The sequence below is a fragment of the Priestia sp. JV24 genome (assembly GCF_025910025.1).
In the GTDB taxonomy this organism is placed as follows: domain Bacteria; phylum Bacillota; class Bacilli; order Bacillales; family Bacillaceae_H; genus Priestia; species Priestia megaterium.
Genome location: NZ_JAPCIN010000012.1, coordinates 587,421 through 599,323 on the forward strand (window position 1 = coordinate 587,421; position 11,903 = coordinate 599,323).

At 35.5% G+C, this 11,903-nt stretch carries 10 protein-coding genes, 1 pseudogene and 1 other annotated feature; of the genes and pseudogenes, 7 read left to right on the forward strand and 4 right to left on the reverse strand.

The window, feature by feature from the left end; translation table 11 throughout:
- Positions 1-224 precede the first annotated feature (224 nt).
- Positions 225-1,601 carry an amino acid permease gene (locus OK414_RS08670; protein WP_034652933.1) on the reverse strand — a complete coding sequence of 459 codons (1,377 nt, stop codon included), beginning with the start codon at positions 1,599-1,601 and terminating at the stop codon, positions 225-227.
- A gap of 43 nt (positions 1,602-1,644) precedes the next feature.
- Positions 1,645-1,859, reverse strand: a binding site (T-box leader).
- A 522-nt stretch (positions 1,860-2,381) separates the two neighbouring features.
- Here OK414_RS08670 and OK414_RS08675 point away from each other — a divergent pair.
- Both OK414_RS08675 and OK414_RS08680 read left to right on the forward strand, forming a co-directional pair.
- On the forward strand, positions 2,382-2,897 hold the full coding sequence (locus tag OK414_RS08675) for a DinB family protein (protein ID WP_263046005.1): 516 nt from the start codon (positions 2,382-2,384) through the stop codon (positions 2,895-2,897).
- Between the two features lie 352 nt (positions 2,898-3,249).
- Positions 3,250-3,411, forward strand: coding sequence for an IS3 family transposase (locus OK414_RS08680; protein ID WP_370881284.1), 162 nt, complete (start codon positions 3,250-3,252; stop codon positions 3,409-3,411).
- 176 nt (positions 3,412-3,587) lie between these two features.
- Here OK414_RS08680 and OK414_RS08685 read toward each other — a convergent pair whose 3' ends face one another.
- A complete protein-coding gene (locus tag OK414_RS08685; protein ID WP_216874831.1) occupies positions 3,588-4,787 on the reverse strand; it encodes an MFS transporter in 1,200 nt (399 codons plus the stop codon).
- Positions 4,788-4,887: 100 nt separating this feature from the next.
- On the reverse strand, positions 4,888-5,334 hold the full coding sequence (locus tag OK414_RS08690; protein WP_047934085.1) for a MarR family transcriptional regulator: 447 nt from the start codon (positions 5,332-5,334) through the stop codon (positions 4,888-4,890).
- Positions 5,335-5,942: 608 nt separating this feature from the next.
- Here OK414_RS08690 and OK414_RS08695 point away from each other — a divergent pair.
- Both OK414_RS08695 and OK414_RS08700 read left to right on the forward strand, forming a co-directional pair.
- Positions 5,943-6,527 (forward strand): annotated as a pseudogene (locus tag OK414_RS08695) (DUF3231 family protein).
- 139 nt (positions 6,528-6,666) lie between these two features.
- Positions 6,667-7,443 (forward strand): hypothetical protein, encoded by a 777-nt coding sequence (locus OK414_RS08700; protein ID WP_263046006.1) that lies wholly within the window; start codon positions 6,667-6,669, stop codon positions 7,441-7,443.
- An 89-nt stretch (positions 7,444-7,532) separates the two neighbouring features.
- Here the strand turns inward: OK414_RS08700 and OK414_RS08705 are convergent, their stop codons facing one another.
- A complete protein-coding gene (locus OK414_RS08705) occupies positions 7,533-7,757 on the reverse strand; it encodes a hypothetical protein (RefSeq protein ID WP_016763705.1) in 225 nt (74 codons plus the stop codon).
- Positions 7,758-7,889: 132 nt separating this feature from the next.
- Here OK414_RS08705 and OK414_RS08710 point away from each other — a divergent pair, with 132 nt between their 5' ends.
- The 3 genes from OK414_RS08710 to OK414_RS08720 are packed head-to-tail and all read left to right on the forward strand — an operon-like array spanning position 7,890 to position 11,859.
- Complete coding sequence (locus tag OK414_RS08710; RefSeq protein ID WP_263046007.1) at positions 7,890-9,512, forward strand: spore germination protein; 1,623 nt, start codon at positions 7,890-7,892, stop codon at positions 9,510-9,512.
- Positions 9,502-10,728 (forward strand): Ger(x)C family spore germination protein, encoded by a 1,227-nt coding sequence (locus OK414_RS08715; protein ID WP_263046008.1) that lies wholly within the window; start codon positions 9,502-9,504, stop codon positions 10,726-10,728. Before OK414_RS08710 ends, OK414_RS08715 begins: the two co-directional genes overlap by 11 nt.
- A gap of 21 nt (positions 10,729-10,749) precedes the next feature.
- Complete coding sequence (locus OK414_RS08720; RefSeq protein ID WP_263046009.1) at positions 10,750-11,859, forward strand: GerAB/ArcD/ProY family transporter; 1,110 nt, start codon at positions 10,750-10,752, stop codon at positions 11,857-11,859.
- The last annotated feature ends 44 nt before the right edge of the window (positions 11,860-11,903 follow it).

Sequence of the window (11,903 nt, forward strand, 5' to 3'; positions counted from 1 at the left end):
CTAAAGGAATAAACGACACTCACAGCGAAAAGAGCTATAAGAAGATGCAAAGAGTATCTTGCATGAAACCTTAGAGGCTTGGAATGAAGAGCAAAAATCCCAAAAACAAATCGTGAGTTAAATCACTAAAAATGCTCTCAAATGAAGCAAGTGATTCTATAAATCAAAAAAAGATACTTTATAAAGTATCTTTTTTTGATTTAAGTTTTTGAAGAATGTAAAATCTAATTGGTATCATTCGGTACTTCAAGAGAAGTAGGTTTGGTGTTCTTTTTGAAAAATGAAAGAATTACCATTACAAGAACGAATGCTACACAAACTATAGAGCTTAACCTATTCGCACTGTCTATGAGAAAGACTATGAAGCTAATAATTAATGTACATGCGGCAAAGAGCGTTAAATAAGGGAAGCCCCAAAGTTTAAAATATGGTTTTTCTTTATATTGAGGACGTAGCTTTAGCTGAGCTAAGCAAATACTAATCCATATAAGAGAAACTGTAAATCCAGGAATAGCTAATAAATAAGAAAAAGCTTTTTCAGGATATAAGTATACGAGGTACGTTCCCAATAATAAAAATAGGACACTGAAAGCTAAACTGTAAACAGGTACGCCTTGTTTATTTACATAGGACAAACTTTTAGGAGCATCTCCCGACTGAGATAAAGAATGAAGCATCCTTGTACAGCCATAAATACCTGAATTGGCTGCTGAAAGGACAGCTGTTAATAAAATAAAGTTCATAACATGAGAAGCACCTTGAAGCCCGGCTGTTTCAAATACCTGCACAAAAGGGCTAGCATTTGCATCAATTTTATCCCATGGTATCAAGCCACAGATAATAAAAATAGGCAAAGTATAAAACAGAACTACTCTCCACATAACGCCTTTAACTACCCCTGGTAATACCTTTTCAGCATCTTTCGTTTCTGTAATAGTTAAACCAATGAGTTCTGATCCTCCATACGAGAAAATGACTACAAGTAATGTAGAGAAAACGGCTTTCCAGCCATTTGGTATAAAATCACTATAATTATGAAGATAATGAGAAGATGAATTATTGCTTGGCATAATTCCAAATAGTATCGCTATACCTAATAAAATAAAAGCAATAATAACAAAGATTTTAATACCAGCAAACCAAAACTCAATTTCTCCAAAAGACTTTACGCTTGTAGCATTAATTAAAATAAGTACAATTGAACAAATAAGACAAAGAATCCATAAAGGGATAGAAGAAAACCAATATTGCAGAAAACTACCTGCAGCGATGACTTCAATAACACACACAGTAAGCCACATAAAGCAATAAGTAGCTCCCGTTACAAAAGAAAAACGTCTTCCAAAAGCTTTTTGAATTAGATCTTTCATATTGTGCGATGGGTATACAATAGCCATTTCAGCCAAAGCCCCCATTACAATGAGAAGCAATAGTCCAGCAAATAGATACGAAAAGATAACCGAAGGTCCTGCTAATCCAATTGTATCAGCACTCCCTTTGAAAATCCCTGTTCCAATCATTCCTCCAATAGCAATCATTCGAATGTGCCGCGGTAATAATTGCTTTTTTAACGTATTCTTTGATGCAGTATTTTCTTTCATGATGCCCTCCTTTTAACATAAAAAAGTCCCTGCTGAATTATTCAGCAGGGACGAAAATTTCGCGGTACCACCCTATATTGTAAAAACATCTTACCTCTTAATTAGCATAACGGTTTTATCCGTCCTCTCTAAAATACCATTAGAAGAGGAAGCTCTAGGAGTGAATTTCATCTCTAATCTTTGTACTGACTTCCACCAATTATCAGCTCTCTATAACAGGGAGATTAGGATTACTTAAGATCCTATCTTAGCTTTTGTTTATTAAATTAAAGTGTATGTAATGTATATCATCATAGTTAGTTTGAAATTAAATGTCAATATGTTTTTATCTATTTACAGCTATAAGAAGAGTTATTAGATTTTACACAAAGATAACAATTACCATTATTCAGTATTTAATCATTCCTTTTCCCATCTTTTGTACTGTGATTGAATTGTACGCTTTTCTATAATAGAAAACCTACTGTGCAAACAAGAGTACAGTAGGTTTTTAAATCAGAATAAAAATGGTGAGAAAATATCTCAGTATTGTATTTTGTCCTAAAGAATATAACAAGGCAAGAGTTATTCTTTTCTTTTACAACATTTGAATTATGAATATACAAAACCTTTAATAATAGGAATTTTAAAAGTTTGTTACTTCTTATAATTCATATTAAGTGAACAAAAAACTCCTCTAAATAAAAGGTCTGGAGGATATTTTTATAGAAGTATAGTTAAGTTGACTACTGATACCTTGTGTAATGTCGATAATGAATTGGGAAATAGGGGGAGTTTCAAATGTCACATCACTCATTAAAATTGTACGATTACCATGTATGGGTAAACCAAAAAATTTTCGACCGATTAAAAGAACTTTCTGAGGACATTTACGAAAAGGAAATTCAGAGCGTTTTTTCTTCTATATCAAAGGTGATGGCGCACATTTATGTCTCTGACAACATATGGTTAAATTGTATTTCTGGTGAAAAGTTTGATGAAGCATCTGCGTCGGCTAATCAATTGAGAGAACAGATTGAAACGAAAAGGATCGAGGAAGTAGAAACGATGTTTTTCGATTTATCTGACAGGTACAAAGCATTTCTCAATCCTCAAGAAGATATAGAAACCGCCTTTGTGCTGGAAACTTCAATTGCTGGACGACTCGAAACCCGTTTATCTGATGTAGTACAACATGTTGTCAATCATGGAACATATCATCGTGGCAATATTACAGCTATGCTACGGCAATTGGGCCATCCCGGTGTTATGACTGATTATATTTTATATTTATATGAAAGGGATACAAAAGAGTAGTTTCTCCTCTATCTAAAAGGGGTAGGGTCAGGAAATGCGGATTTACAATGTTAAGGGAATTCTAATATTAAAAGGTCCAATTCCTAAGTATTAAACTAGAGAAATTGAGCTTTTTTTCGTTCCTCCATTTTTATATTTTTATAAGAAACGAAAAAGCACCTCCCGTACAAATAGAAAGTTGCTTTCTCGTCACAATCATTTATAAATAAAAACCTAGTTAATCAAAGACTTTAAAATGCAGAGAAATGCTCGCTGACAAAATTAACTTTTGTTTTTCATATAACTCCTGATTCAACGCAAACTTCGGCATTATAGAAACCTTTATTTTCTTGTTATCAATTTATTTTTCAAACTGAAGCCAGAGCTTTTATATCTTCAACAATTTAAAGATATGGACCATTTTGAGAGAGAACTAGAAGGATATATACACTATTACAATAACACTCGAATTAAGAGAGAATTGAAAGGCATGAGTCCAGTCGAATACCGTACTCATGCCAACTACGTTGCTTAAATATAAATTGTCTAACTTTTTGGGTTCAGTTCATTTCTAAGGGTTCTCTTTTTGCGTGTGTTCCGGAAGAGTGTTTATGTTAACTAAATGCCTGTAAGGTATACAGTTATAAAACAGAAAAAACTCCCATCGGTGAAGAGGCAGTTCTTCTATTCTTGTTTAATGGTTGTTTTTTATTAAATATAACGATGCTTTTTTGATAAAACGAGAGTAGAGATACCAATCAATACCACACCCATGATGGCTGGAGTAGTGTGGCTAACTACTGAATACAACTGACCGCCAATAATTGGTCCAATTAACCGAGCTAGAGATTGAATGCTCTGAGCTCCCCCTAGTATATGCCCTTGCTCACTGTCACTAAGGGATTTTGAAAGCATACCATTAAATGATGGCCCAAAGACCGAATCACCCAGGCCGAAGAAAATCATCCCAACAATAAAGACGAAATAAAAAGCTGTAAGGGCTGAAATTGAAATAAGGATAAAACCAATAATTTGACTTATCATGCCTAAAAGAGCAATTTTTTTATCTGTCAAAAATTTGAGTAATCGTGGCATAATGATTGTTTGTGAAAAGATATCAAGTACGCCTATTATAGAAAATGTCAGACCAATAAATATAGGCTGCCATGCAAAGGTATCTATTGAAAACTGAGAGAAGATAGCTTGTAATGATCCGTTAGGAATCCAAACTAGGAACCCAGCAATTAACAGCCATTTAACAGATTTAAAGGAAAAAACCTTGGATAATTGTATAAATGGATTAAGCTCTCTAACAGAAATACTGGAAGAGCGTCTGGACTTCTCAAGACTCTCAGGCATAAAAAAATAGCCATATATGGCATTAAGCAATGTGATAACCGTACCAGCATACATAGGAACACTGTTTCCGAAAGTCGCAAGTTCACCTCCAATTATAGGGCCAAGAGCAGTGCCAGCCCCAACAACAGCACTAATCCAACCAAAGTACTTAGTGCGTTCATTTGAAGAGGTAATATCTGCAAAGTAAGCAAAAATCGCTGAAATTTCGCCACCTGTCAAACCTTCAATGGTACGGCCAAGGAAGAGAATCCACAGTGCACCTCCAAGTCCAAAGATAAAATAACCAAAGGCAGAGCCGATAAGACTAATAATTAATACTGGACGACGACCATACCTATCGCTTAACGCACCTAAAACTGGGGCAGCCAAAAAGACAGAAAGAGCGTATATAGACGTAAGTAATGTTACTGCAGTAGCCTGACCGCTGGGACCACTAGTATAAGTCTTTACCAAAAAAGGTAAAACGGGGCTAACTATAGTCAATCCAAGACCCATTAAGAAGACAGTGATAAGCCCAAACGTTAGGGCATGTTTATTTATTGAAGTATCCATGATAATTCTCCTTTGAAGTTATTGTTTCTTAAGAAACAAACATAAGTTTACCGCTTTATTGTTTCCTCGTCAACAATAAAGCGGCATAAAAAAATACCACTTACTCAGTGATATTTTTCAGATGATGTCTATATCGACCAATGAAACGAAAAATGGTGTCAAATTCTTCATCGGTCATGTGCTTAAATACTTCTTTATCACGTTCAAGAAAAGATTGGTGTAATTTTTGATGGATATCATTTATTTTTTGTCCATGGGTTGTTAGTCGAAAATATATTTCCTTTTTATTTGCGACACTTTGATAACTCTCTATAATATTTTTAGCTATCAGCTTCTTGGTAAGCTTGCTTATAGCACCTCGAGTCATGTAGCTTGCAGCTGCAAGTTTTGTTACATTTGCATTTGGGATTAGAGAGATATTTTCAATTAATTCTATTTCACTCAACGTATAGTCCTTTAAGGCCAATTCTACTTCAGGTTTATTACGCCAAATTATTTCATTACACAAATCCATAAGTTCACTCATTAACTGCTGTCGTTTATCCATAATAACTCCTCCCTGATTTGTATACAGTATAACGAGTTTTTGTTTCTTTCACAACAAAACGACCAAATCACTTTAATGTTTATTACGAATACGTAATAAACGTTATTATTAATAAGAAGTAAATGATCAAACTCTTTTATTAAAACTAAATTTTTATCATTTACTTAAAGTAACAGCAAATATATTGTTTTTCTGATTGTTATATACAAATCTTATAGTTTTATAAAAAATGATGTAAATCTAAAATATATAATAATTTTGATATAAAAATAATTTAATCTTATTAAGAAAAGTAATATTTAACATATTCCATTGAAAATAGTGTTAAATTTTACACATCCTGTAGAAAAGGAACTAATTTGTCGTCACTAAGTATAAATATTAAAACATAAATAATATAAAAAACACTTTAGCATTTACCTAAATAACAACACAACTTAAATAAAGTTATATTCTAAGATAATGTTTAATCCTAACATTCATTTTTAAAAATATATGTATATGAATCTACAAATCTGGCCAGACTAATAACTTATTCCCTCTATTCCGATAAATTTAAAAAACCCTTTACCTATATAGGCAAAGGGTTCTTTGTTCGAGCCTCTTATATTTCTTACCCCACCCAACCGAATACTGTAGACAGCAAAAGCTATCTTAGTGGCTTTTCATTTTTTAGTAAAGAGCCTTCTTTGGATGCCATTGAAATATCGCATTTATATATGAACATCCAAACCCATATCAGTGGCAGTAAGCTAGCTCTTAGTTTTGCTCAAACATTTCAAAGAGAAAAGATTCAAAATTGGATGTTAAGGGAGACTGAAATCTCGGAAAAACATGCGCAGATATTTGGAGAAGCACTTCTAGAAAATCATATTCGACTACCGGTTCCCCATGATATTGCGATTAGTGACTTAACGACATCTATCTTCTCGGATCGACTAGCGATGTTTCAAATGAATTTTTTGAGCGCAGCAGGAACAGGTAACTACGCAACCGCAGCAGCTACAAGTTAACGAAGTGATCTCGTTGTCGATCATCAAAGGCTATCAATTGAGATCGGTCGATATGCGAAAGATGGAGCTGATATCATGATCCATCATAAATGGCTTAAACAACCACCTCGAACACAAGACAAAGAACAACTCGCTAAGAAAAAGGATAATCTCCAACCCCCATTATTAGTTCTTATCTAACAATTGGGGTGTAGTTCATTTTTTAATAGCTTGTTGTCTTTTTAATATATACCTTATACAGATTTAGCTCCACTTGCATACAAATTCCATTATTATACATAATAATAAAAAATCGCTTTCTCAAAAGGGGCTTTCGATAGTGAATAAAGAACAAGTCATTGAAATTTATCAAGATGTTCTAGACAAGAGAAGAAAAAGATTTCCTAATTATTTCTTTGCAGGTAATGAAGGAAAAAAATACATGCGTTATATGACATGCTATTTACTTGAGCAACACTTATCAATTCCGATCGATGAAATTCCTTTTCAAGTAGGCGCCAATACATTGTGGTCTCATCGTCTCAGACCCCCTGCTATGCTATATGGATGGAATTATTATGAAGTCATTGATAATGCCTATCCAGGAAAATTTAAACCTTGGCAATTCCAACAAACTCCTGATAAATATTGGGAGGGAGAAGAAGGAAAGAGAAGAGCTATTGAGGCAGTAAGATATGTAATAGAGGAAAAAATGAAGATCCATATGGAAGAAATACCCTTTCAAGTTAATTTTAATTTTTTTAGACAACATGGTTTAGGTGGCGCCTTTACGCTTTTAGGTTATTCCCCTTTTCAAATAGTTGAAGCTATTTATCCTAGCGTCTTTAGGCCTTGGCAATTTGCTCATGTTCCCATGAATTGTTGGAAAAATGAAGAATATATTCGAGAGGCAATGGATGATTTCTTATTCAAACAGCTTCATTTCTCTTCTTATCACGAGGCTTTTCTCCAATTAAAGAGAAGTCATTTTACCGATTTTCAGTTAACCGGTCTCTTTCAAATGGTCTTTGATTCCAGAATGAATAATGTAAGGAAATGGATAAATGAACAACTAAATAACACAGATGATGAATTATTTTATATGAATCTTGATTAACGAAAGAACTGATTGAAACGGGTAGCCTGAACTAAATTACCATTATGTCCATTTCCTATTTTTAAAAATGATAATGGGTGAGTATATGGTTACTTGCTTTGATTTTTCTTCTTCATAAAAAGATATAAAGATTCAGCAAAAAAAAGAAAAAGAAGAAAAAAGAGTACAAATAATTCAGCGACTTCCATTACCCTAAATGGACTCACAGCGTTGTACAACGCCTGAGAAACATCAAATCCTTGAACCATATCAATACCTAAAGAAAAGCCCATTAAACATCCCAACATTAAAAGGCTAATACCTATGATTTTCATATCTATCACGCTCCATATAATAGGTTCTTCCCTTTCTTCTATAATGATACATAAATATTTATTGTTAATTTTTACATAAAAAACTCTTATATGGTTAAAGTAATAAAAACTGAAAGAAGGGTGCTTAAATCTATGCCTTCGTTTTTTAAAGATCGCAAACCAAAAAAGAAACGGCCACAGGGTGACGAGAATCAACCTACTGATCATCAAATAGAACGGATACAGATTTCGTTATCAGGCAACCTTAACATAATTAAGCAGAAAACGGGAAATAGTTCAGATGTTGTTATTCGTGAGATAAAAATGGGGGGGGATTCTGACATTAAAACGGCGATTGTCTATGTAGAAGGAATTGTAGACAATCAGTCAATTCAAGAGTATCTACTGCAATCTATGATGAAGGATGATCATAAAGAAGTAATAAATCAGCAAAATGCGATAGACCTGCTTTCTAAAGATATAATGACAATTGGAAACATATCTTCCATCACTAACTTGGATGATTTATTTGCATCTTTAATGGCAGGAGATACTCTTATTTTAGTGGATGGAGTAGATCAGGCACTGAGCGCTAGTACCCAAGGTGGAGAGAAGCGTTCCATTGCGGAATCTACTACCCAAATGGTAGTACGAGGACCAAAAGGAGCATTTACCGAGTCTCTTGGGACCAACACAGCTATGGTACGCCGCATCATTAAGACCCCAGATTTATGGATGGAGTCTTTAAAAGTTGGACGTGTAACAAAGACGGATGTGACGCTTATGTACATACATGGCATTGCCAATGATAAAGTCGTCAAAGAAATTCGTCAGCGATTACATCGAATTGATATCGACAGCATTTTGGAATCAGGATATATTGAACAACTAATAGAGGATCAAACATTGACTCCTTTTCCAACTATGTACAACACGGAAAGACCTGACGTTGTAGCAGGGAACCTGTTAGAAGGGCGAATTGCTATATTTGTGGATGGAACCCCATTTGTGCTGATTGCGCCTGCTGTGTTCATGCAATTCTTCCAATCGGCTGAAGATTATTATGCTCGTTTTGACATTGCAACCTCAATTCGTCTTTTGCGTATTTTTATGTTTATGATTTCGTTAATCGCGCCAGCTACCTATGTCGCCGTTACAACCTTCCATCAAGAAATGGTTCCGACCATGCTCATTGTAGCTATTGCGGCACAGAGGGAATCCGTTCCTTTTCCCGCGTTTGTGGAAGCCGTGCTTATGGAAATAACCTTTGAAATCTTACGCGAAGCAGGGATACGCTTACCTAAAGCTATTGGTTCAGCCGTATCCATTGTCGGGGCCCTTGTAATTGGTCAAGCAGCCGTTCAAGCAAGTATTGTGTCACCAGCAATGGTTATTATTGTATCAATCACAGCCATTGCTAGTTTTGCCACCCCATCTTTTGATATGGCGATTTCGGCCCGTTTAATTCGTTTTTTATTTATGATTGGTGCAGCAACATTTGGTTTCTATGGCATCATTTTGTGCCTTTTAATGATGGTTGTCCATCTATGCGGCTTACGATCATTTGGAGTACCCTATATGGCTCCATTTGCTCCCTTCATCCCCGTAAACAATGGAGATACCGTTGTGAGATTACCATGGTGGTCACTGAGACAAAGACCGAGATTAATTACTGCTAATACGATTCGAGAAGGGACAAATCAACACCCACACCCTCCTGCATCTCGAGGTATGGTGAATCGCGATTTTGAAGAGGGTAACAACAATGAAGCGTAAAGGGGTTTTTCTTTTATTAATGATAGCAATGACGCTCTTGCTTACAAGTTGCTGGAGTAAAAAAGAATTAACGGACCTTGCTATTGTATCAGCCATGGGTATCGACAAAACGAAAGATGGAAGATTTCACTTAACACTTCAAATTATTAATCCAGGAAACGTGGCAGGAGGTATGCAAGGAGGAGGAGGCAGTCAAAGCCCTCCTATTACCATCTATTCGGCTTCAGGGGATAATATAGTAGAAGCAAGTAGACGGGCTTCAGGCAGAATCTCTCGACGATTGTATTATGCTCATACAAACTTAGTCGTAGTTGGGGAAGGACTGGCCAGAAAAGAAGGGCTTAATACGTTAATCGATGGTCTAGATCGGGATCCGGAATTTCGAAATACTTCCACTCTTGTGATTGCGAGAAACTCCACCGCAGCTGACCTTGTCAAAACATTAACGCCAGTTGATAAAATTCCAGCGAATAAAGTGCTAAAAACCTTAGAATTTACGGAAAGAAAGTGGGGAGAGAATGTAAAAACATCACTCCAAGAAGTGATGAAGAGCATTGAGTCCCCTGGAAGAGGAACTGTCGTATCAGGATTTCGTCTAGTTGGTAATCCCCAGCAAGCACAAAAGCTAGATAACCTTCAGGAAAGTGCACCCGCGGCAACGCTTCGTGCTTCCGGAATTGCTGTCTTAAAACAGGGGAAGCTAGTGGACTGGCTGTATGGAAAACCAGCAAGAGGGACGGTATGGATCCTCGATAAAATTCAAGGAACGGATATTAATATTGATTGGGCAGGAAAGAAAGAGGCTATTGCTTATCAAAGTGTACGACAAAAAACAAGTGTATCTGCGCAAGTGAAGAATGGGAAACCTCATATTTCTATTCATACACGTGTTGAAGGAGATATCGGCGACATGGAGGTACCTGTTGATATTACCAATCCGAAGGTTATTACAAAAATCGAACAATCTGTGAGGAAAGAAATTAAAAAAGAGCTAAGGGTAGCTATTGAGCATGCACAAAAAAACAAAACGGATATTTTGGGATTTGGCGAAGTAGTTCACCGTACTAGACCGAATCAATTTAAAAAATTAAAAACAGAATGGAATGATGTCTACTTTCCAAAGTTAGATGTAGATATCGCAGTAGAAGCCTATGTACGTCGAGCTGGCTTACGAAATAAATCGTTTCTTTCAGGAGTAAAGGAGAATCAAAAGTAAGGAAAAGGAGGTGCCAGTTAAATGGAGAAAGCAAAAATTAGTGCCAGTCAGCTCTTTATTTTAATGGTCCTGTTTGAGCTGGGGAGTGCTTTACTGGTACCTCTCGCCATCAGAGCTAAACAGGATGCATGGCTTGGAATTCTGCTGGGTATGTTAGGAAGTTTTGTTTTATTTTTAGTTTATCATAAACTTTATACCTATTATCCTAACCTCTTACCCACAGAATATATGCGAAAGATCTTAGGGAAAGTGATGGGTACTGCACTTGCCTTTGTTTACATTCTTTACTTTATGTACGATGCCTCAAGGGTTCTACGGGATTTTGGTGAAATGTTGTTAACTTTTGCCTATCCTGACACACCTTTATTCATTGCCAATGCATTATTAATGCTTGTCATTATTTATACAATCAGAAAAGGAATTGAGGTCATAGCTCGATCCGGAGAACTGCTTTTTATTTTTATGTATGTCCTTGCAGTTGCTGGCTTTATCTTAATTATATCTTCTGGATTAATCGAGATTAAAAATTTACAACCTGTTTTGGAAGAAGGGTTATTACCATCGGTAAAGGTTGCATTGTCTGAAACGTTATATTTTCCGTTTACTGAAGCTATTGTGTTTACAATGATTTTGCCGTACTTAAATGATTCTAAGAAAGCAAAGGTGACTATGCTTTGTGCAACAGGATTAAGTGGCATCAATTTAACTATCACCATGCTTATTAATATTAGTGTACTAGGAGTTGATTTGACTGCACGTTCACAGTTTCCTCTTCTTACTACGGTACAAAGCATTCAGGTAGCTGATTTTTTAGAACGGCTTGATGTGTTTTTTATGCTTGCTATGGTGATTGGGATTTTTTTTAAGGTTACCATATTATTTTATGCAGCCACCATAGGAACAGCTAACTTATTCAAAATTACATCACCTTCAATGTTAGCGTATCCTTTAGGTATTGTTGTTCTATTTTTATCTGTCACAATCGCGAGTAATTTCCAAGAACATCTCCATGAAGGATTATATATAGCCAAGTTTATTCTGCATATTCCTCTATTCACCATAATTCCTCCTATCCTTCTTTTTATAGCTTTCTTACAAAAAAGAAAGGTTCATGGGAGTAAACATAGTTGATCAGCTAATTTTTATGTAGAATATAGTCTCTACATTAGAGTTAC